19 protein-coding genes are annotated in these 21013 nt (G+C 74.3%); 14 read left to right on the top strand and 5 right to left on the bottom strand.

Annotation, left to right across the window (positions count from 1 at the left end; genetic code table 11):
• Positions 1-117 precede the first annotated feature (117 nt).
• The 4 genes from ACFW1A_RS08670 to ACFW1A_RS08655 all read right to left on the bottom strand — a co-directional run bounded on the left by ACFW1A_RS08670 (position 118) and on the right by ACFW1A_RS08655 (position 3472).
• Entirely contained in the window at positions 118-1521 is a 1404-nt protein-coding gene (locus ACFW1A_RS08670; protein ID WP_380406445.1) for an MFS transporter, read from the bottom strand.
• Complete coding sequence (locus ACFW1A_RS08665) at positions 1518-2321, bottom strand: glycerophosphodiester phosphodiesterase (protein ID WP_380406442.1); 804 nt, start codon at positions 2319-2321, stop codon at positions 1518-1520. The genes ACFW1A_RS08670 and ACFW1A_RS08665 overlap by 4 nt, the downstream gene beginning before the upstream one ends.
• 115 nt (positions 2322-2436) lie before the next feature.
• The gene (locus ACFW1A_RS08660; RefSeq protein WP_380406439.1) at positions 2437-2778 is read right to left on the bottom strand and encodes a DUF5713 family protein; all 342 of its coding nucleotides are present in this window, start codon (positions 2776-2778) and stop codon (positions 2437-2439) included.
• Positions 2779-2812: 34 nt separating this feature from the next.
• Positions 2813-3472 (bottom strand): LysE family translocator, encoded by a 660-nt coding sequence (locus tag ACFW1A_RS08655; RefSeq protein WP_380406436.1) that lies wholly within the window; start codon positions 3470-3472, stop codon positions 2813-2815.
• 76 nt (positions 3473-3548) lie between these two features.
• Here ACFW1A_RS08655 and ACFW1A_RS08650 point away from each other — a divergent pair, with 76 nt between their 5' ends.
• A complete protein-coding gene (locus ACFW1A_RS08650) occupies positions 3549-4895 on the top strand; it encodes a PLP-dependent aminotransferase family protein (RefSeq protein WP_380406448.1) in 1347 nt (448 codons plus the stop codon).
• Between the two features lie 108 nt (positions 4896-5003).
• Positions 5004-5891 (top strand): DMT family transporter, encoded by an 888-nt coding sequence (locus tag ACFW1A_RS08645; RefSeq protein WP_380406433.1) that lies wholly within the window; start codon positions 5004-5006, stop codon positions 5889-5891.
• A 93-nt stretch (positions 5892-5984) separates the two neighbouring features.
• Here ACFW1A_RS08645 and ACFW1A_RS08640 read toward each other — a convergent pair whose 3' ends face one another.
• Positions 5985-6785 carry a LuxR C-terminal-related transcriptional regulator gene (locus ACFW1A_RS08640; protein ID WP_380406430.1) on the bottom strand — a complete coding sequence of 267 codons (801 nt, stop codon included), beginning with the start codon at positions 6783-6785 and terminating at the stop codon, positions 5985-5987.
• 328 nt (positions 6786-7113) lie between these two features.
• Here ACFW1A_RS08640 and ACFW1A_RS08635 point away from each other — a divergent pair, with 328 nt between their 5' ends.
• The 12 genes from ACFW1A_RS08635 to ACFW1A_RS08580 all read left to right on the top strand — a co-directional run bounded on the left by ACFW1A_RS08635 (position 7114) and on the right by ACFW1A_RS08580 (position 21010).
• Positions 7114-7305 (top strand): hypothetical protein, encoded by a 192-nt coding sequence (locus ACFW1A_RS08635; protein WP_380406427.1) that lies wholly within the window; start codon positions 7114-7116, stop codon positions 7303-7305.
• 46 nt (positions 7306-7351) lie between these two features.
• Positions 7352-8137 (top strand): thioesterase II family protein, encoded by a 786-nt coding sequence (locus tag ACFW1A_RS08630; RefSeq protein WP_380406425.1) that lies wholly within the window; start codon positions 7352-7354, stop codon positions 8135-8137.
• 90 nt (positions 8138-8227) lie between these two features.
• Positions 8228-9106, top strand: coding sequence for an isocitrate lyase/phosphoenolpyruvate mutase family protein (locus ACFW1A_RS08625; protein WP_380406422.1), 879 nt, complete (start codon positions 8228-8230; stop codon positions 9104-9106).
• A complete protein-coding gene (locus ACFW1A_RS08620; protein ID WP_380406417.1) occupies positions 9103-10029 on the top strand; it encodes a 3-oxoacyl-ACP synthase in 927 nt (308 codons plus the stop codon). The genes ACFW1A_RS08625 and ACFW1A_RS08620 overlap by 4 nt, the downstream gene beginning before the upstream one ends.
• Before the next feature lie 125 nt (positions 10030-10154).
• A complete protein-coding gene (locus tag ACFW1A_RS08615; RefSeq protein WP_380406412.1) occupies positions 10155-12338 on the top strand; it encodes an iron-containing redox enzyme family protein in 2184 nt (727 codons plus the stop codon).
• Positions 12339-12348: 10 nt separating this feature from the next.
• Positions 12349-13527 (top strand): acyl-CoA dehydrogenase family protein, encoded by a 1179-nt coding sequence (locus ACFW1A_RS08610; RefSeq protein WP_380406408.1) that lies wholly within the window; start codon positions 12349-12351, stop codon positions 13525-13527.
• Positions 13528-13552: 25 nt separating this feature from the next.
• The gene (locus ACFW1A_RS08605) at positions 13553-14677 is read left to right on the top strand and encodes a cytochrome P450 (RefSeq protein WP_380406405.1); all 1125 of its coding nucleotides are present in this window, start codon (positions 13553-13555) and stop codon (positions 14675-14677) included.
• A gap of 70 nt (positions 14678-14747) precedes the next feature.
• Entirely contained in the window at positions 14748-15806 is a 1059-nt protein-coding gene (locus tag ACFW1A_RS08600) for a saccharopine dehydrogenase (protein WP_380406402.1), read from the top strand.
• A complete protein-coding gene (locus ACFW1A_RS08595) occupies positions 15799-16983 on the top strand; it encodes a saccharopine dehydrogenase C-terminal domain-containing protein (protein ID WP_380406400.1) in 1185 nt (394 codons plus the stop codon). Before ACFW1A_RS08600 ends, ACFW1A_RS08595 begins: the two co-directional genes overlap by 8 nt.
• Positions 16980-18296, top strand: coding sequence for an ATP-grasp domain-containing protein (locus tag ACFW1A_RS08590; RefSeq protein ID WP_380406397.1), 1317 nt, complete (start codon positions 16980-16982; stop codon positions 18294-18296). The genes ACFW1A_RS08595 and ACFW1A_RS08590 overlap by 4 nt, the downstream gene beginning before the upstream one ends.
• Positions 18286-19539 carry an MFS transporter gene (locus tag ACFW1A_RS08585; RefSeq protein ID WP_380406395.1) on the top strand — a complete coding sequence of 418 codons (1254 nt, stop codon included), beginning with the start codon at positions 18286-18288 and terminating at the stop codon, positions 19537-19539. The genes ACFW1A_RS08590 and ACFW1A_RS08585 overlap by 11 nt, the downstream gene beginning before the upstream one ends.
• A 154-nt stretch (positions 19540-19693) precedes the next feature.
• Positions 19694-21010 (top strand): lysine N(6)-hydroxylase/L-ornithine N(5)-oxygenase family protein, encoded by a 1317-nt coding sequence (locus ACFW1A_RS08580; RefSeq protein WP_380406392.1) that lies wholly within the window; start codon positions 19694-19696, stop codon positions 21008-21010.
• Positions 21011-21013: the final 3 nt, after the last annotated feature.

The following is a 21013-nucleotide window of genomic DNA, read 5'->3' as shown; positions in this document are numbered from 1 at the left end:
ACGGGTTCCGGGGTGGGGGCTCCGCTCCGGCGTTGGCTTCGACCCCGTCGGGGGCCCCGCGGGGGGGCGACTTCTAAATGCCCGCCCCCCCCCGGGGGCGGCGGTCGGGTCGGGGTGTTACAGCCGCTCGGGGACCGGGTTGCCGACGGCCTCGATGGCGCGGCGGACCGGGACCTTCATCAGGACCACGAAGCCGATCACGAAGAAGACCAGCAGCGAGATGATCGCCAGGCGGTAGCTGCCGGTGAGCTGGTAGGCGAGGCCGAAGACCAGGGGGCCCATCCAGCTGGTGCCGCGGTCGCTGACCTTGTAGACGCTGAAGTACTCGGCCTCCTTGCCCGCCGGGATGAGGTGGGAGAAGAGCGAGCGGGAGAGGGCCTGGCTGCCGCCGAGGACGAGGCCGATCATGGCGGCCAGGGCGAAGAACCAGGCGGGCTGGTGGCCGGGCATCAGGTAGCCCAGGGCGAGCGTGATCACCCAGCCGACCAGGGAGCCGAGGACGGTGCGCTTGGCGCCGTAGCGGCGGGCGATCCGGCCGAGGAGGAGGGCGCCGCCGATGGCGACGATCTGGACCAGCAGCACCGCGGCGACCAGCGAGGTCTGGCTCATGCCGAGCTCCTCGCTGCCGTACAGGGAGGCCTGCGAGACCACGGTCTGGATGCCGTCGTTGTAGCAGAGGAAGGCGGCCAGGAAGAGCAGCGTGAGCGGGTACTGGCGCATGCCGCGCAGGGTCTGGCCGAGCTCGCGCAGGCTGCCGGCGGTGGGCCGGTCGGTCGTCGCGCGGTCGGTTGCCGCCGGGTCGGTCGCCGCCCGCTCGGGGGCCACGCCCGCCCGGGACGGGAGGCGGAACAGCGGGACCAGGGTGAACAGGGCCCACCAGAGGCCGGCCGAGGCCAGGCAGATCCGCACCGCCGTGCCGGAGGAGAGGCCGAGCGAGTCCGCCTTCTCGAACAGCGCCAGGTTGGCGATCAGCAGCAGTCCGCCGCCCGCGTAGCCGTAGGCCCAGCCCTTCGACGAGACGGCGTCGCGCTCGTCGGGGGCGGCGAGGCCGGGCAGGAAGGCGTAGGAGAGCGCGACCGACACCGCGTAGGCGATGTTGGCGACGATCAGCAGGCCGCCGCCGAGCAGGTAGTGGTCGCCGCCGAGGAAGAACATCCCCAGCGTGGCGAGCGCGCCGACGTAGGCGAAGCCGCACATCAGCTCCTTGTGCCGTCCGGTGCGGTCGGCGACGGTGCCGGTCACCAGCATCACGGCGACCGAGACCAGGACGGAGAGCGAGACGGTGTAGGGGAAGAACGATCCTGCGCGGATCGTCAGGCCCAGCGGGTGCACGTCGCCGGCCGCGTCGGCCGCGTTCTTGGCCACCGAGGTCAGGTACGGGCCGAGGAACACCGTCAGGACCGTGGCCGAGAAGGCGGCGTTGGCCCAGTCGTTGATGTACCAGCCGAACTGCATCCGGCGCAGGGCGCGGGTGTCGGTGGCGGCTGCCTGGTGCTCGGGCAGGTCGGTCGCGGTGCTCATGAGGGTCCTATCACCGTGCTGGAGCCGGTGCTGCTGTCGGTCCAGCAGCCGCGCTCGGTGAGGACGTCCTTTAGGACGTCGATGCGATCGGCCATGATGCCATCCACACCCAGGTCGAGGAGAGCCCCGATGCGTGTGGGGTCGTCCACAGTCCAGACGTGAACCTGCAGGCCGAGGCGGTGGGCGGCGCGGACGAAGGCCCGGTCGACGACCCGGACGCCGCGGTGGCGCTCGGGGACCTGGGCGCAGACCCCGGCCCACCCGGCTCGGCGGCCGGGGAGCAGCGGGCCGGCCAGTGAGCGCAGCCGGAGCCGGGCGACCTCGCGCGGGCCCAGCGAGGTGGCCAGCCGGGGGCCGGCGGCGGCGCGGACGGCGGCGAGCCGGGTGTCGGAGAAGCCGCCGACGCAGACCCGGTCCCAGGCGCCGGTGCGGCGCACGGCCTCGACCAGCGGCTGGACGGCCGGGGCCGCCTTCACGTCGATGTTGAAGCGGGCCGTGGGGAACGCGTCGAGCAGGTCCGTCAGCAGCGGGATCGGCTCGGTGCCGCCGATCCGGGCCTCGCGGACGGTGCGCCAGGGCAGCTCGGCGACCGCGCCGGCCCGGTCGGTGACCCGGTCCAGGCGGGTGTCGTGGAAGGCCACCAGCACGCCGTCGGCGGTGGCGTGCACGTCCGTCTCCAGGTAGCGGTAGCCGAGGTCGACCGCGGCCGCGAACGCCGCGAGCGAGTTCTCGGGGTGACCGAGATCACCTCCGCGGTGGGCGAAGGCGAGCGGGCCTCGGTGGTCGAGGAAGGGGTGCATCTCGGACTCCGGGGCGGTGGTGCGGGTGAGGGTGGCGACCTGGGGTCTGAGACAGCATAGGGGGTTCTGTCGCAGGACCGATAGGTGGTCGAGTCCGTCGCCGCGAGCGGGCCGCTCACCAGTCCCGGGTGGCGATCAGCTCCTCGGGGTCCGCGCCGGTGAAGCCGTAGGCCTTGGCGATGAACCAGAAGTCCTCGGCGATCTCCTCGCGGGCGACGGTCTCGATCTCGCTGCCGGCCTCCTCGAAGGCCTCCTGCAGCCGGTTGAACTCCTCGGTGGCGGCGTGGGTGAGCGGGTAGAGCGCCGCCAGGTCGGCGGGCTGCTCCGCCTCGATCCGCTCGCACAGGCGCAGCAGGACGGCGCGCCCCTGGTCGAGCACGTGGTCCGGGTAGTAGTCGTCCGCGTACAGGTGGCGCAGGAAGGCGTGGTGGGCGGTCCGGTGGTTGGTGAGTGGCATGGTGCAGATCCTGGAGTGCGCCACTGACAACCGGTCAGGCCGCAACCGCTTTCGCCCGGTCGGCCGCGATGTGCAGCGCCAGGCCGCCGAGCACGGTGCCCATGGCGTAGCGCTGGACGCGCAGCCAGGCGGGACGGCGGTGCAGGAAGGCGGCGATGCTGCCGGCGCTGAGCGCGATCAGGCCGTTGACGGTGACGGCCACCGCGATCTGGGTCAGGCCCAGCGCGAAGCTCTGGGCGGCGACGTGGCCGTGGGTGGGGAGCACGAACTGCGGGAGCAGCGAGACGTACATGATCGCGATCTTCGGGTTGAGCAGGCAGGTCAGCAGGCCCATCGCGAAGAGCTTGCGCGGCGGGTCGTGCGGCAGTTCGCGCGGGGCGAAGACCGCGGTGCCGCCGGGCCGGACGGCCTGCCAGGCGAGGTACAGCAGGTAGCCGGCGCCGGCCAGCTTGAGCGCGGTGTAGAGCAGCGGCACCACCGCGAAGACCGCGGCCACGCCCAGCGTCACCGCCGTGAGGTAGACCAGGAACCCGGTGGCCACGCCGGCCAGCGAGAGCAGTCCGGCCCGCCGGCCCTGGGCGATCGAGCGGGAGACCAGGTAGATCATGTTCGGCCCCGGCGTGAGGACCATGCCCAGCGCCACCGCGGCGACGCCGAGCACGGACCGGGGAGCCACGGAGGCGAGCGGGTTCATGCTGCTGAGGCTAGGTCAGCTCGTCAGCTCGGTGCAATGACGACTTTGCACTCGGTGCAATGATGGGGGCGTGCCAGTGGAGGACTACCGCAGGATCGCCGACGAGCTCGCCGCCGCCATCGGCGCCGGGAAGCTGCGCCCGGGGGAGCAGTTGCCCACCCAGCGGGCGTTCGCCCGCCGCCGCGGGGTGGCCGGCTCGACCGCCGCGCGGGTCTACCGGGAGCTGGTGCGGCGCGGCCTGGTGGTGGGCGAGGTGGGCCGCGGCACCTTCGTGCGGGCCGGGCAGGGCGATCCCGCCGGGGCGGTCCCGCTCGCCGAACCGGCGCCGGCCGGCGTCGACATGGAGCTCAACTACCCCGAGGTGCCGGAGCAGTCGGCCCTGCTGGCGGGTGCGCTGGCAGCGATGGTGCGCCCCGACGTGCTCGGGGCGGCGCTGCGGCCGGTGGGTGCCGCCGGCACCGCGGCCGCGCGCGCGGCGTTCGCGGCGCTGGCCGAGCGCGCGGGAGGGGTGCCGGTGCGGCCGGCGGACGTGCTGTTCGCCGGCAGCGGTCGGCAGGTCATCGCCGGGGCGCTGGCCGCCCTGGTGCCGCCGGGCGGGCGGCTGGGGGTGGAGGCGCTGACCTTCCCGGTGGCGAAGGCGGTGGCCCGGCGATTGGGGATCACCCCGGTGCCGCTGCCGATGGACGAACACGGCGTGCTGCCGGCGGCGTTGGCGGCCGCGCACCGCGCCGCCCCGCTGCGCGCCGTCTACCTCCAGCCGCGGCTGCACAACCCGCTGGGGGTCACCGCGGATCCGGCACGTTGCGCTGAACTGGCTGAAACTGTGCGGAAGTTGGACCTGCCGGTGGTGGAGGACGCGATCTGGGCGTTCCTCTGCCCGGGGAGCACCGCGTTCGCCGCGCTGGCTCCGGAACGCACCATCCTGGTGGACAGCCTCTCGAAGCGGCTCGCGCCCGGGCTCACCACCGGATTCGCCGTGCTGCCGCCGCAGTTGCGGGAGCCGGTGCGGGCCGCGCTGCGCGCGGGCGGCTGGGCGCCGAGCGGGTTCGCGCTGGAGGCGGCGGTGCGTTGGGCCGGTGACGGGACGCTGGCCGCGCTGGAGCGGGCCAAGCGGGCGGACGCGGCCCGGCGCCAACGGCTGGCCCGCCGGCTGCTGCCGGGGGCGGCGCTGCGCGGCGACCCGCGCTCGTACCACCTGTGGTGGGAACTCCCTTCGCCGTGGCGGGCGGAGGCCTTCGTGGCGGCCGCCGCGGCGGCGGGGATCGCGCTGCCGCCCGCCGCGGCGTTCGCGGTCGAGGCCCGGGCGACGCCGTCGGCGGTGCGGCTGGGCCTGGCCACCGCGCCGCTGCCGGAACTGGAACAGGCGTTGCGCACCTTGCGGCGAATCGCCTCGGGAGGCCCGAGTGAGCCCGGTGGCGGGTGACTCGATCCCGTGTGCGGGTGGCGAACGTGCTGGCCAGCCGCGGAACTTGCGGGTTTCGGAGCCGTCTGACGCCCGTTCGGCGGGCCCAAACCGCGCTAGCTTGGCGCCATGGATATCACCACGACGCAAGCAACGGTGAAGTTCGACGTCAGGGTGGTCGCGGCCGCCTCGACCACGGTGGTGCTCTGGGCCTCCGCCTTCGTCGCGATCCGGGACGCGGGCGGTGCGTTCGGCCCGGGATCGCTGGCACTGGGCCGGTTGCTGACCGGCGCGGTGGCGCTGCTGGTCCTGCTGCTGGTGCGCGGCGAGGGGCTGCCCCCGCGCGCCGCCTGGCCCGGGATCCTGACCTCCGGGGTGCTCTGGTTCGGGCTCTACATGGTCGCGCTCAACTGGGGCGAGAAGAAGGTCGACGCGGGCACCGCCGCGATGGTGGTCAACATCGGCCCGGTGCTGATCGCGCTGCTCGGCGGCTGGCTGCTGAAGGAGGGCTTCCCGCGCAACCTGCTGTCGGGCATGGCCGTCTCCCTCGTCGGCGCCGTCGTGGTGGGCGCCTCGATGTCCGGCGGCGGCAGCAGTTCGGTGCTCGGCATCGCGCTGTGCGTGCTGGCGGCGGCGGCCTACGCCTCGGGTGTCGTGAGCCAGAAGCCCGCGCTGCGGCACGCCTCGCCGCTGCAGACGACCGCGTTCGGCTGCCTGGTCGGTGCGGTGGCCTGCCTGCCGTTCAGCCCGCAACTGCTGGACCAGGTCGGGCACGCGCCGCTGCGGGCCACCCTGGACATGGTCTACCTCGGCCTGTTCCCGACCGCGCTGGCCTTCACCACCTGGGCCTACGCGCTCTCCCGCACCACCGCGGGCAAGATGGGCGCCACCACCTACGCGGTGCCGGCCCTGGTGGTCCTGATGTCCTGGGCCGTCCTCGGCGAGGTGCCCGGCTGGCTGACGCTGCTCGGCGGCGTGCTCTGCCTGGGCGGCGTGGCGGTCTCCCGGCGCCGCTGACGGCACCGCGCACCGGTCGCGCGGGGGTGGGGCTCCCGCGCGGCGCAAGGCCCGTCGTGCCCCGCCGGAGCACCCGGCGGGCGCCCTGCAGCCCTACAGCACCAGGGTGGTCTCGCTGCGGCCCAGCAGGTAGCCCAGGTGCAGCCGGTTCTTGGCACCCAGGCCGTCCTTGATGGCGGCCACGTGCGCCTGCAGCGAGCGCTCGCTGATGCCCAGCCGGCGGGCGATCACCTTGTCCGAGTGCCCCTCCACCAGCAGCCGCCGGATCGACTCGCGGATCGCCGGCACCACCTCGGGTGCGGCCTGGGCGGCGTGGATGGGGACGAACGGGAACGGCTCGGCCCGGTCCCAGGAGCGCTCGAAGACGTCGCTCAGGAAGCGCACCACGGACGGCTCGGTGATCATCGAGGCCACCGTGCGGTCCTCGTTGGCGGAGATGAACACGGTGCTGCGGTCGATCACGATCAGCCGGTCGAAGAACTCGGCCAGGGTGCGCACCTGGACGCCGTGGTCGGTCACCGTGCGGACGTAGCTCTTGGTGGCCTCGTCGAACCGCGTGGTGTGCTGGTAGAGGGTGCGCATGGCCACCCCGCCGGCGATCTGACGGCGCACCGACTCCAGCGCCTCGTCGAGCACCGCGCCGGGCCTGGGGCCGTCCGGCTGGGCGGTGAGGATCTCCCGCTCGGCGTCCTCCAGGGCGGTCTGGATGGTCCGGTTGATCTCCGGCAGCCCGTGCAGGTACACCACGCCCGGTGCGGCCGGCTCCCCGGGTAACGACGCCGGGGCCTCCTTCTCCTGGTTCTGCTGCTTGGCCAACTGGGCCAGGGCCAGCTTCAGGGCGGCCTCGACCAGGTTGTCGTCGAGGCCCTGGCCCTGCGCTGCCACCTCGGGCACGAACGCCCCCCCGGCGTTGCCCTGAGCGTCCGATTTGCCCGATCCTGCTCCCATATAGACCCCTCGGTTAACTGCAATGCGAAGACCCGAACCATCCTAGGTCTGGAGCCGTGAACCCAGCCAGGGGAAGGTTGGTTGTGCGGGCGGCGGAACTCCCCGGGGGAACACGAGGGAAACCCGCCGCAGCACACGAACTCAGCGATTGCGCAAGCGAATTGAGTTTCCCTCAGTTGATCCTCGCGCAACGCGACTAATTCCGGAATTGACGCCTGGTCAGCGCTGTCCGGAAAACCTTCCCCGATCAAAGCTTTCACGAAAGAGGTCTGCCATGCGCCAGTACGCCTCCGTCCGGATCATCGCCCCGCTCTTCCTCCTGCTGGCCCCGGTGGCCGGTGTGCTGGCCGGCAGCTCGCTGCTGCACGGCACCGCCGCCGTCGCGGTGCAGAACCGGGCCGACGTGGGCTGGAACAACAACCCGGTCGGCGGCACCCCCACCCCGGCCCCGACGCCCACCGCCTGACCCTCCCGGCCACCGCCGCCAGATCCGAAGAGAGCAGCCGTCTGCCATGTCCGACTCACCGTGGTTCGTCTCCCGCCCCACCGACAGCCGGGCCCCGCACCTGGTCTACTGCTTCCCGCACGCCGGCGGCAACGCCCGGTCCTTCCTGGGCTGGCAGCAGCACCTGGCGGCGGACGCCGAACTGGTCGGCGTCTGCGCCCCCGGGCGCGGCCTGCGGCTGGACGAGCCGAGCCCGGCCACCATCGCCGAGCTGGCCGAGGGCGCCGCCCGGGCCATCGCGGCCGCCGCCGACCGCCCGTTCCTGCTCTTCGGCCACAGCTTCGGCGCCGTGCTGGCCTTCGAGACGGCCCGCCGACTGCGCGAACTCCCCTTGCTGCGCCACCTGGTGGCGTCGGGATGTGCCGCTCCGCGGTTGCTGCCGAGTGAGCGGGTGCGGCAGACGGCCAGGCTGCGCGGCCAGGAGTTCACCGAGGCGGTCGCCTTCTTCGGCGGCCTGCCGCCCGAGGTGCTCGCCGAGCCCGAACTGCAGGACCTGCTGCTGCCGGGGCTGCGCGCCGACTTCCACCTCGTCTCCGGGTACCGCTACCAGCCGGGCGAGCCGCTGCCGATCGGCATCTCGCTGGTCAACGGCCGGGAGGACCCGCACGTCGGGCCGGCCGAACTGCGGCACTGGGAGCACGAGTCCGTGCTGCCGCTGCGCTACCACTGGGCCGACGGCGGCCACTTCTACTTCGGCTCCGACCCGGCGCCCGCGGTGGATCTGCTGCGCTCACTCATTCGTGCGGATTCCGGCGCGCCGACCGCGCGGGAGGAACACGTCGAACTTATCTAGTTGTGCCGCCGGAACCACGGGTGGCAACCCGTCCGGAACCGCAGCCGGGGAAACCCCCGCAACTCGCGTCACAACAGAGAGGATCCTGCGATGCAGTCGGCAGCCGCAGACCAGTACCACCGCGCCCGGGTATTCCGGGAACTCCACGAGCGGTCCGCCGCCTTCGTGATTCCGAATCCGTGGGACGCCGGATCCGCCAAGCTGCTGGCCGGCCTCGGCTTCCCGGCCCTGGCGACCACCAGCGGGGGCCTGGCCTTCTCGCTCGGCCGCCCCGACGGCGACAACCAGGTGAGCCGGGCCGAGGCGCTGGCCAACGCCGCGGACATCGTGGCCGCCACGCCGCTGCCGGTCGCCGCCGACCTGGAGAGCGGCTACGGGCCGACCCCCGAGGACGTCGCCGAGACCATCCGGCTGGCCGCCCGGGCGGGCCTGGTGGGCGGTTCGATCGAGGACGCCACCGGGGACCCGCAGGCGCCGGTGCTGGAGCCCGCCGCGGCCGCGGAGCGGGTCCGGGCGGCCGTCGAGGCCGCCCGCTCGCTCGACTTCCCCTTCACGGTCACGGCGCGGGCCGAGAACTTCCTCTACGGACGCCCGGACCTGAAGGACACCGTCGCCCGGCTGCAGGCCTACCAGGAGGCCGGTGCGGACGTGCTCTACGCCCCCGGCCTGCCGGACGCCGACGCCGTGCGGACGGTCTGCGCCGAGCTGGACCGTCCGGTCAACGTGCTGGCCGCGGCCGGCGGCCTGAACCTGACGGTCGCGCAGCTGGCCGAGCTCGGGGTGCGGCGGATCAGCCTGGGCTCCGCCCTGGTCCGCGCCGCCCTGGGCGGGCTGCTGGCCGCGGCGGAGGAGGTGCGCACCACGGGGACCTTCGGGTTCGCCGCGCGGGCGCTGCCGTACGCCAGGGCCAACGAGATCTTCACCGAGCTCGCCGACATCCATCGACCCCCGAAGGAAGAGACGTCATGAGTGTCCTGCAGGCCCCGCGGTACGTCCTGGGAGAGGAGGAGTTGGACCACACCGAGGTCGAGTGCCTGGCCGAACGGGCCGCCGAGCTGAAGATGGTGCCCAGGGCCGCGCTCTGGGGCTGGGGGTCGGTGCGCCGCACCGGCCGAGGCCTGGCGGAGCTGGCGATCGACAGCGGCTGCGCCACGCTGCGGGCGGCGGGGGTGGACCCGGCCGAGGTGGACGCGCTGATCCTGTGCTCCACCCGGTTCCCGGGCGGGCCGCGCACCCACGGCCGGTTCGTCGAGCGGATCCTGACCGGGACCGGCCTGGAGCGCGCGGCCTTCCTCGGGATCACGCTGAACCGCTGCACCAACCTGCTGGTCGCCCTCGACACCGCGCACGCCCTGGTGGCGTCCGGTCGGCACCGCCGGATCCTGGTGATCACCACGGACCGGATCGAGGACGAGAAGGAGCGGATGGAGAGCTTCGCGCTCTTCAGCGACGGGGCGGCGAGCTGCCTGGTCTCGGCCGGGGCAGCGGTCCCGGCCGGGGCCGGGGCGGGCTACCGGATCCGGTCCACCGCCAGTGCCCAGGAGGCGGTCGCGCTGGACTGGTCGCACGAGATCAGCGCCGACCTGGCCCGGGAGGCGAACGACCGCCTGCTGGCGCCGCACGGGCTGGCGGCGGACCGGGTGGACGGGCTGCTGCACGCCAACCTGTTCCTGCCGCTGGTCACCATGAAGGAGCGTCAGGCCGGCTTCACCGCACGCCAGCTGTACACCGCGAACATCACCCGGTTCGGGCACTGCTTCGCCGCGGACCCGCTGATCAACCTGGCCGACCAGGAACGCGCCGGTCTGCTGCGCGACGGCGGCCACTACCTGGCCGCGGTGAGCGTGCCGGGTTCGCGGGTCGCGGTCCTGCTCCAGCGCGACGGCGGCTGACCCGCCGCCGGTCCCCGCCCCGAGCCGTCCGCCCGCACCCTCCAGGAACCCCCTTCCGCCGCGCTGCCCGCCGTCCGTGGGTCGCCCCGGCGCGCCCTGCCACGCCACCGTCCGATGGAGTGCCCGTGTACGCCCACCAGACCCACGACCTCGACGACCTGACCACCTCGCTGCCCGCCGGCGGCTTCGAGTTCGGCCCCGCCGCCCGGGCCGAGGCCGACGCGGTGCTGGCCGCCGGCCCGGCCGCGACCTACCACCGACTGCTCGCCGACCAGGAGTCGCAGACCACCCTGCTGGTGGCCCGCCGGGTGCTGGCCGCCTTCCTCGCCGCCGCGGACCCCGGCACCGAGCCGGTCACCGCCGCCGCGCTCACCGCCCTGGTGGCCGGGGCCCGGGCGGAGTTCGCCCCGGCCGCGGCCCGGTTGACCGCCGGACCCGCCGACCGCGCCGTCGCGCTGCGCGGCCGGGCCCCGGTCGCGCTGCTGGCCGGCTGCTGGCTGGACACCGTCTCGCAGCCCGCCACCCAGCCCGCGCTGGTGGTGAACCGCCTCTACGCCCAGTACTTCGAGCTCAAGGGCGGGGGACGGCCGCAGCAGTCGGTGCTGCAGCGGCGGCGCCGCGCGCTGGAGGACGCCGGGGTGCTGCTGCCGCAGCCCGAGGAGGTGGACTTCCTCGCCCGGTCCCAGGCCCGCCCGCTGGCCGCGCTGCACGGCGCCTTCCTGCTGGCCCTGTCCCGGCTGCCCGCCGCCTTCCTGCCCGAGGTGGTCGGCGTCCAGTACGCCTTCCACGCGCTCGGCCTGGACGACCTGCTGGCCGGTGCCGGGCCGACCCTCGCGGTGGACGAACTGCTGCACGAGTACCTGGAGCTGACCGAACGTTCGGACACCGGGGAGCAGGACCGGCGGCGGCTGGCCGCGGCGGTCCGGCTGGTGGTCCGGATCGAGCGCGAACAGCTCGCCCTGCTCGCCGAACTGGTGTCCTACCGGGCCGGGCTGTCGGTGGACGCGCGGGCCGCCGAGATCGTCGAGCGGCACCGCCCGTTCGCCGGCCGCCAGCACAAGAACGTCAAGATCGGCGGCGAGCTGCTCTCCGAGACCTTCGCCGACCCGCAGTTCGACCTCGACGCCTTCATGGCCGAGTTCCGCGCCTCCCGCCAGCTGCGCCCGCTGCGCAGCGGCGGCTGCCCGTTCACCCGGGCGGTCAAGTTCGGCGGCCCGATGTTCGGCATCTTCGACGAGACCGAGGCCGCCGTCTTCAAGGAGTGGGCCGAGGCGGTCGCCGCCGGCGAGCCGGCCGGTGCCCCGCTGCGGCCCGACACCAGCGGCGACGAGCAGGCCGCGCACTGGCAGCGGGCCGTGCTCGCCGCCGCCCCGCAGGACGTGCGGTTCGCCGAGGCGGCCCCCGCCGACGACCGCGAGTTCTTCCACCGCCTGGTCAACATCGAGCAGTTCCCCAACACCCTGCCGCTGGCCGCGCAGACCGCCGACGAGGGCCTGGCGCGGGCCGAACTCCTCTTCAGCCACGGCGCGGGCGGCCGCTACACCGACGCCAGCTGGTTCGACTACACCCCCGAGGCGCTGCTGGAGCGGGTGGACCGGATCTACTGGGACAAGCTGGTCGGCCCGTACCGCGCGCTGCAGGAGCTGCCCGACCGGGACGAGGTGATCTTCCACCAGAAGACCTTCGCGCTCGGCAGCCTGATCGACGGCACCTGGGCCTACCGGATCGGCAACCTCGGGCGCTACCACCGGCAGAGCGACGCGATGCTCTTCTCGATCTACGCCGACGAGATGGGCCGCGGCGAGCTCGCCAAGAACCACATCACGCTGATCCGCCAGGTACTGGCCAGCATGGACGTCCACCTGCCGCACATCCGCTCGGCGGAGTTCCTGGACCAGGGCGAACTGCCGGACGAGCTCTACCGGTTCTCGATCCACCAGATCTGCCTGGCGCTGTTCCCGGACCGGCTGCACGGCGAGATCCTCGGCTACAACCTCGGGATCGAGATGTTCGGGCTCGGCGAGATGCGGCTGCACGAGGTGCAGAAGCTGCGCCGGCACAACCTGGACACCGCCTACGAGGAAGCGCACCTGTCGATCGACAACTTCTCGGCCGGGCACGCCCGCCAGTCCGCCGAGATCATCGTCTCCCACCTGGACGGGGTGCGCCGGGAGGCCGGCGAGGCGGCCGTGCGGCGCGAGTGGCGCCGGATCTGGCGCGGCTACGCCTCCTTCGCCTGGTTCGTGGAGCACCAGTTGGTCAACTCGCTGGCCACCGAGGCCGACACCGCCGACGACCTGGTCATCTGAGGAGCCCGCCGTGACCCCCAACGCCTTCGACCCGGAGATCCTCCGGCTGCCCTTCTACACCGACGACCACCGCGACCGGGCCCAGCGGCTGGGCCAGTGGTGCGAGGAGCGGGCCGCGCTCTGGACCGACCTGCGCACCGACGGCCCGGACAAGGCCGTGCGCCGGGCGCTGGCCGCGCTCGGCGAGGCCGGCTGGCTGGCCTTCCTGGACGCCGGGGAACCCGGCACCGACGGCGACTACCGCTCGGTCTGCCTGGCCCGCGAGGCGCTCGCCTACGCCGAGGACCTGGCCGACTTCGCCTTCGCGATCCAGGTGCTCTCGGCCACGCCGATCCTGCGGTACGGCAGCCCCGAGCAGCGGCGGCGCTACCTGCCGGGCCTGGCGGCCGGCACCCTGGCCGGCGCCTTCGCGGTCTCCGAGGAGCAGGCCGGCTCGGACGTGGCCGCGGTGGCGCTGACCGCCGAGCGGGACGGCGAGCAGTACGTGCTCAACGGCGGCAAGGCGTGGATCGCCAACGGCACGGTGGCGGACGTGGTCTGCGTGATCGCCCGGACCGGCGAGGGCCCGGGGCCGCTGGGGCTGACCGCCTTCCTGGTCCCCGGCGACACCCCGGGGCTGCGGGTGCGCGAGCCGATCGACGCGATCGCGCCGCGTCCCTTCGCCCACCTGGCGTTCGAGGACTGCCGGGTGCCCGCCGACGCGGTGCTCGGGCGGCCCGGGCGCGGCTTCGTGGTGGCGATGGACCTGCTGGAGCGGGCCCGGATGACGGTGGGCGCGGCCGCACTGGGCTTCGCCCGGCGGGCCGCCGACGCGGCCCAGGCCCGGGCCCGGCAACGCGCCATCTACGGCGGGGTGCTGTTCGACCTGCCCACGGTCAAGTTCGAACTGGCTTCCATGGAGGTCGAGTTGAACGCAGCCGCGCTCCTGGTCGGGCGGGCCGCCTGGGAGCTCGACCAGGGCCACCGGGGGTTCGGCAAGCACTCCAGCATCGCCAAGTTGCAGGCCACCGAGGCGGCGCAGCGGATCGTCGACCGGTGCGTGCAGCTGCACGGCGCCGCCGGACTGGTCGCCGGCAGCCTGCCCGAACGCCTGTACCGGCAGATCCGGGCGCTGCGTGTCTACGAGGGCGCCTCGGAGGTTCAACAGCTGACCATCGCCGGCGCGCTGGACGCGCGCCGGGCCCGCTGACGCACTGTCAAGGAGCACCACTGCCATGCAGACCCCGGCGAACCCGGTCGAGGCCGTCCGGCACCCCGACCCCTACCCCTACTACGCCCGGCTCACCGCGGAACGCCCGTTCGGCTGGGACGAGCAGCTGCAGGCCTGGGTGGCCGCCGACGCCGCCTCGGTGACCGCCGCGCTGGCGGCCGCCGAACTGCGGGTGCGCCCGCCGGCCGAGCCGGTGCCGACCGGGCTGCTCGGCACCGCCGCCGGTGCGGTCTTCGGCGACCTGGTCCGGATGACCGACGGCCCGGACCAGCAACGCCTCAAGCACGTGGTGCTGGACGCGCTCGGCGAGGCCGATCCGGCCGAGGCGGGCAAGCTGGCCGCCGAGCGGACCCGGCAGAGCCTGGAGCGGGCCGGCGGTCCCGGCTTCGAGGAGCTGATGTTCCAGGTGCCCGCCCGCGTGGTGGCCGCCCTGTGCGGGCTCGACGCCGGGCTGGAGCCGGAGGCCGCCCGGCTGGTGGGGGACTTCGTGCAGTGCATTCCCGCCGGTGCCACCGCGGAGCAGCAGCGGGCGGCCGCGGTGGCCGCCGCGCGGCTGCAGGAACTGCTCGGGCCGGGCCTGACCGGCGCCGAGCCGACCGGGCTGCTGGCCGCCCTGGTGCGGGCGGCCGGGCGGCACGACTGGCCGCAGGTGGCGCCGCTGCTGGCCAACGCCGTGGGGTTCCTCTCGCAGACCTACGACGCGACGGCCGGACTGATCGGGAACGCGCTGCTGGCGCTGCGCGAGCAGCCGGCCGGCGAGCTCACCGCGCTGGCCCGCGAGGTGGCCCGGCACGACGCGCCGATCCAGAACACCCGCCGGTTCGCGGCGCTGCCCTGGCGGTTCGGCACGGGGACCGTGCAGCCCGGTCAGGCCGTGCTGCTGGTGCTGGCCGCCGCCAACCGGGACCCCGCCGCCAACCCCGACCCGCACGCCTTCGACCCCGGGCGCACAGCGCCCCACTGCTTCACCTTCGGCGCCGGCCGGCACCGCTGCCCGGGCGCCGACCTCGCGGTGGCGATCACCGCGGGCGTGCTGGACGAACTGCTGGCGCACGGCTTCGAGGCGGCCGCCCTGCCCGCCGGGCCGCGCTACCGCGCCCTGGCGAACGCGCGCATCCCGCTGCTCTGAGCAGCCCTGCGCCGAGTTCGGTTCCCACCGCCTTACCCCCGCACGACCACATCCAGGAAGGACGAGACCGATGGCAGAGCAGCCGCGGCTGTGGATCCGGCACGAGGTGCGCGCCACCGAGCGCCGGGCCCCGCTGGTGCCGCAGGACGCACGCCGACTGGTGGAGCTGGGGTTCCAGCTGACCGTGGAGGACTCCCCGCAGCGGGTGTACCCGCTGGACGAGTACCTGGCCGCCGGGTGCCGGGGGGCCGAGGCCGGCTCCTGGACCACGGCCCCCGAGCCGGCCTACGTCCTCGGGCTCAAGGAGCTCCCGGACCTGCCGGAGGAGCTGACGCACCGCCACATCTTCTTCGGCCACGCCTACAAGGGCCAGCAGGGCAGCCGCGAGCTGCTCGCCAGGTTCGCCCGCGGCGGCGGCGAGCTGCTCGACCTGGAGTACCTGGTGGACGACGCCGGGCGCCGGCTGGCCGCCTTCGGCTACTGGGCCGGGTACGTGGGCGCCGCACTCGGCGTGCTGCAGGCCCGCGGCCGCCTCACCGCCCCGCTGCGCCCGCTGGCCAAGAGCGAGCTGGACCGGCAGCTGCGCCACTCGATCCGCGACGGCGCCCCGGACGCGCTGGTGATCGGCGCGCTCGGCCGGTGCGGGCGCGGCGCGGTGGACGCGCTGGAGGTGGCCGGGCTGGCCGCCACCTGCTGGGACCAGGCGGAGACCCGCGCGCTGGACCGCACCGTGCTGCTCCACCACGACCTGCTGGTCAACACGGTGCTGACGACCCGTCCGATCCCGCCGTTCCTGCGCCCCGCCGACCTCCCGGTCGCGGACCGGCGGCTGAGCCTGGTGGTCGACGTGACCTGCGACGTCACCTCGGACCTCAACGTGCTGCCGGTCTACCGCACCGTCACCGACTGGTCGGACCCGGTGCGCCGCCTGCACCAGGACCCGCCGCTCGACCTGATCGCCATCGACAACCTGCCCTCGCTGCTGCCGGCCGAGGCCAGCCGGGCCTTCTCCGCCGAACTGGTCGCCCAGCTGAGCACCCTGGCCGACCCGGCCGCGCCCTGGCGGCACTGCCGGGCCGACTTCCGGGCCGCCTGCCGCAGCCACGACCTGGAGGCCGTCCATGTCTGAGTCGTCCGCGTCCGACCGCTCGACCGCGATACGCACGGTGCACTGGATCGGCACCGGACTCTCCACCGGCCGCAGCGGCCTGGAGCTGCTGCTGGAGCACGGCGCCCGGGTCGTGCTCTGGGGCCGGACCGCGGCCAAGGCCGAACAGTGCCTGGCGGCCCGCGGCCTGGCCGGCCGGGCCGGGGCCCGCGCCTTCGACGCGGCGGCCCTGGCCGCCGCGCTGGCCCCCGGCGACGTGCTGGTCTCGATGCTCCCGGCCGCCCACCACCCCGGGCTGCTGCGGCTGGCACTGGCGCACGGCGCCCACTTCGCCTGCTCCAGCTACGTCTCGCCGGAGCTGGCGGAGCTGGCCGGCACGGCCACCGGGACGGTGGTGCTCACCGAGGCCGGCCTGGACCCGGGCATCGACCACCTGATGGCCCACCGCCTGGTCGAACTCGGCCGCGCCGCCGCCGGGGAGGCCGTCAGCACCGCCGACTTCACCTCCTACTGCGGCGGACTGCCCGCCGAGCTCAACGAGTTCCGCTACCGCTTCAGCTGGGCCCCGCTCGGGGTGCTCAACGCGCTGCGCTCGCCGGCCCGCTACCTGCGCGACTGGCAGCTGCGCACCGCGCCCCGCCCCTGGCAGGCCACCACCGACTACCCCGTGGCCGGCGAGCAGTTCGAGGTGTACCCGAACCGCGACAGCCTGCCCTTCGCCGAGCAGTACGGCTTCCCGCCGCACTGGCGCAAGCGCTCCTTCGTCCGCGGCACCCTGCGCCCGGCCGGCTGGCGGGCCGCCTGGTCCGAGGTGTTCGCCACCGTGGAGTCCGGCGACGACGCGCGGATCGCCGCGCTGGCGGGCGAGTTGGCCGAGCGCCACCCGATGCGCGAGACGGACCGCGACCGCGTGGTGCTCGCCGTGGCGCTGGACCTGAGCTGGGCCGAGGGCGCCTGGTCGGGCAGCTGCCTGCTCGACCTGCGCGGCGACGAGCGGGAGAGCGCCATGGCGCTGCTGGTCTCGCTGCCGCTGGCGTACGGCATCACCCGGATCCTCGACGGCGCCCTGGCCCCCGGCCTGCACCGGGCCGCCGAGGGCGCCCGGGAGGCCGGGCAATGGCTGGACTTCCTGGCCGCGCGCGGCATCACCACCGAGCTGCGCACCACCGAGAGCACGACGCAAGGAGCACTGCTGTGACCGACCGACGACCACCGGCCTTCGTGCTGACCGGAGCCTTCTGGGTGGTCTGCCGCAATCCGCGCTACCTGGAGGAGCTGGCCGCCCGCGGCCTGGCGATCCTGCTGATCACCCCGCGCGGCTGGCGCGAGCGCGCACTGGCCGCCCAGGCCGACCCGACCGGGCCGGCCGCCCTGATCGACGAGATCGCTTTCGTCGACGGGGAGTTGAACCAGGACGGCTCGTTCACCGCGGGCGTGCTGGCCCGGGCCGCCGACTGGCGGGCGCGCTACCGGATCGTCGGCGCCTACGCGGTGGGCGAGACCCTGGTGGAGCCCACCGGGCTGCTGGCCGACGCACTCGGCCTGCCCGGCCCCGGGCTGCGGGCCACCCGGGTCTGCCGCTCCAAGCCGCTGCAGCGCTGGTACCTGCCGGAGTTCGCGCCGGCCGGCACGGTGCTGCCGGCGGGTGAGCGGGCCGCCTTCGACCCGGCCTCGGTCGGGTACCCCGCGGTGGTCAAGCCCGCCGCCCGGCACTCCAGTTCGGGGGTCGTCACGGTCGGCGACGCGCAGGCGCTGGCCGCCCGGCTGGCCGACTACCCGGAGCACGAGACGCTGCTGGTGGAGCGGAAGGTGGTCGGCCAGGAGTACTCGGTGGAGAGCCTGGTGCAGGAGGGCAAGGTGCTCTTCGCCTCGGTCACCCGCAAGACCACCACCGAGTCGCACGCGGCGACCTTCGTCGAGCTGTCGCACTCGGTGCCCAGCGCCCCGGAGCCGGTGGACCGGGCGCTGCTGGAGGCCAACGCCGCGCTGCTGGCGGCGCTGGACTTCGGCAGCGGGATCGCGCACGCCGAGTGGCGGGTGGACGCCGCGGGCCGGCCGGTGCTGATGGAGGTGGCCGCCCGCACCCCGGGCGACGGCCTGCTGGCCCTGTACCGGCTGGCCACCGGCGAGCCGCTGGAGCCGGAGATCGTCCGGCTGGCGCTGGGCGAGCCGGCCGGCTACCCCGAGCCGCGCCGCTGGACCCGGCAGGTCTACCTGGAGCACCGGGACGGGGTCCTGGAGGACGTCCGGGTGGACTGGCCCGGCATCCGGCCGGTCTGGCTGGGCGAGGCCGGGATCTGGCCGGACCCGCAGGTCGGCGCCCCGGGCGAGCCGGGGGAGCTGCGCGCGGTGCTGGTGCTCAAGGAGCGCGGCAGCCGACTCGGTCCGCTGGAGAGCTCGGACGACCGCGCGGTCTGCTTCCTGATCGACGCCCCGTCACCCGCGGAGCTGGACGCGCTGGAGCAGCGGGTGCGCGCGGCGGTCACGATCGAGGTGCGCGATGTCGACTGACACCGTCCGCCCGGAGGCCGCGGCGCCGGCGGCGGTCGAGCCCGCCCCGGCGCGGGTCACCGTCTGGGCCACCTTCCGGGACGCGCCGCTCGCGGTGAAGACCGTGCTGGCGGGCGTGCTGGTGAACCGGCTCAGCGGCTTCCTCAACGTCTTCCTGGTGCTCTTCCTCGGCTCGAAGGGCTACTCCAAGCCGGAGACCGTGCTGGCGCTGGGCGTGTACGGCGGCGGCGCCGTGCTCGGGGTGCTGGTCGGCGGCTCGCTCGCGGACCGGCTGGGCGTGCGCAACGCCACCGTGGCCAGCATGAGCGCGACCGCGGCGCTCACCGCGGCCCTGCTCTACCTGCCGGGCTACGGCCTGCTGATGGCCGCCGTCGGCCTGGCCGGCCTCGGCGCCCAGGTCTTCCGGCCGGCCTCGGCCACCCTGCTCTCCGAACTCACGCCGGACGAGCGGCAGGTGATGGTCTTCGCGATGTACCGCTTCGGCCTCAACCTGGGCGCCACCGCCGCCCCGCTGGTCGGCTTCTGGCTCTACCACGCCGGCCACGACCGGTACGTGCTGCTCTTCTGGGGCGAGGCGCTGATCGCGCTGGCCTACGCGGTCCTCGCGCTGGCCACGCTGCCCGCCGCCACCCGCCGCAGCGCCACCGCGGCCGCCGTGCCGCAGGCGGGCGGCTACCGGGCCGTGCTGCGCGACCGCCGCTACCGGCGCTACCTGGCCGCCGCCTTCTGCCACGCCGTGGTCTACGTGCAGTACCTGTCCACCCTGCCGCTGTTCGTGCAGGACCGGCACCTGGCCATCGTCTGGTACACCGTCGCGGTCTCGCTCAACGGCTTCGTGGTGATCGCCTTCGAGCTGCTGGTCACCCGGCTCGCCCAGTCCTGGCCCGCGCGGATCACCATCGGCCTGGGGTTCGCCCTGGTCGGCGCCGGCGTGGCCTGCTACGCCCTGCCGATCGGCGCGGCCGCGATCGTGCTGGGCACGCTGGTCTGGTCGATCGGCGAGATCATCGGCGGCCCCACGGTGTTCGCCTACCCCGGCACCGCCGGACCCGAGCAGCTGAAGGGCCGCTACATCGGCAGCTTCCAGTTCGTGTTCGGCCTGGGCAGTGCGCTCGGCCCGATGCTGGGCGGCTGGTTGTTCATCCAGGCCGGCGTGCTGGTCTGGCCGCTGCTGGCACTCGGTTCGCTGGCGGCCACCGTGCTGGGCCTGGCCGCCGTGCGGCCCGCGCCCCGCGCGAGCTGACCCCGCGCTGGCCGACCCCGCGTGAGCTGACTCCCGCCCCCGCACGAGCCGACCCTTTCCCCCACCCCGACTTCCCTGACGCCCCGTTGGGCGGGCAGTGCGCTGTGCCCGCTTCTCCACCTCCGCCGTCCGAGACCAAAGAGAGGCCCGCAACATGTCCCACACCCACCCCGCCGAGGCCCACTACACCTGCCTGGGTGTCGGCGCCGGTCCCGCCAACCTGAGCCTGGCGTCGCTGCTGCACAGCGAGCCCGAGGTCAGCAACCTCTTCCTCGACCGCAAGGAGAAGTTCGGCTGGCACGACGGGCAGCAGATGCCCGGCTCCACCCTGCAGGTCTCGCTCTACAAGGACCTGGTCAGCCTGACCGACCCGACCAACCCGTTCTCCTTCCTCGCCTACCTGCACGAGCACGGCCGGATCTACCACTTCCTCAACGCCCAGTTCACCGACGTGCCCCGGCAGGAGTTCCGCAACTACCTGGACTGGGCGAGCCGGCGCAACCCGAACGTGCGGTTCGGCGAGGAGGTCCGGGCGGTCGACTTCGACGGCGCGCGGTTCGTGGTGGACACCGACCGGCGCCGGCTGACGGCGGACAACCTGGTGCTCGGGGTGGGCAACCGGCCCTGGGTGCCGCCGCAGGCCGCCGGACTGATCGGACCGACCCAGTTCCACGTCAGCGAGTTCCTGGACCGGGCCCAGCACCTGGGCGGCAAGCGGGTCGCGGTGATCGGCGGCGGCCAGTCCGGCGCCGAGGCCTTCCTGGAGCTCATCTCCCGCTCGGGCAGCGAGCTGCCGCGCCGGGTCTCCTGGATCTCCCGCCGGCGCAACTACTTCCCGATCGACGACTCGCCCTTCACCAACGACTTCTACATGCCGGGCCACGCCGAGTACTTCTACCGGCTGGCGCCGGCGGCCCGGGAGCGGTTCAACGCCGAGCACATCCTGACCAGCGACGGGGTCTCCGAGGCCACCCTGCGCGAGATCTACCAGCGGATCTACGTCCACCGGTTCATCGAGGGCGCCGAGGACCTGGTGGCGCTGGCCCCCAACCGGACCATGGAGTCGGTCCGGGCGGCCGAGGGCGGCGGCTGGACCGTCGAGGTGCGCCACAACGACCAGCGCCAGGGCACCGAGCGGTTCGACGCCGACGTGATCGTCTGGGCCACCGGCTTCCGCCCGGCCGCCACCGACTTCCTCGCCCCGATCGCGGGCCGCCTGGAGCGCGAGGGCGAGGAGCTGCGGATCGACCAGGACTACGCGGTCCGCTGGGACGGTCCGGCCGACCGGAACATCTTCGTGCAGAACGCGGCCAAGCAGCAGCGCGGCCTCGCCGACCCCAACCTCAGCCTGAACGCCTGGCGCAGCCGCCGGATCGTCGACCGGATCCGCGGGCTGCGCAGCAACGAGCCGCTGGAGTCCTTCATCGACTGGTCGGCCAAGGTCGGGGCCGACTCCGGCTGGGGGGTGTAGCGG

Source organism: Kitasatospora sp. NPDC058965, assembly GCF_042741245.1.
Lineage (GTDB): Bacteria > Actinomycetota > Actinomycetes > Streptomycetales > Streptomycetaceae > Kitasatospora.
The sequence above is the reverse complement of the archived record's forward strand: the minus strand, read 5'-3'. Positions and strand labels throughout refer to the sequence as shown.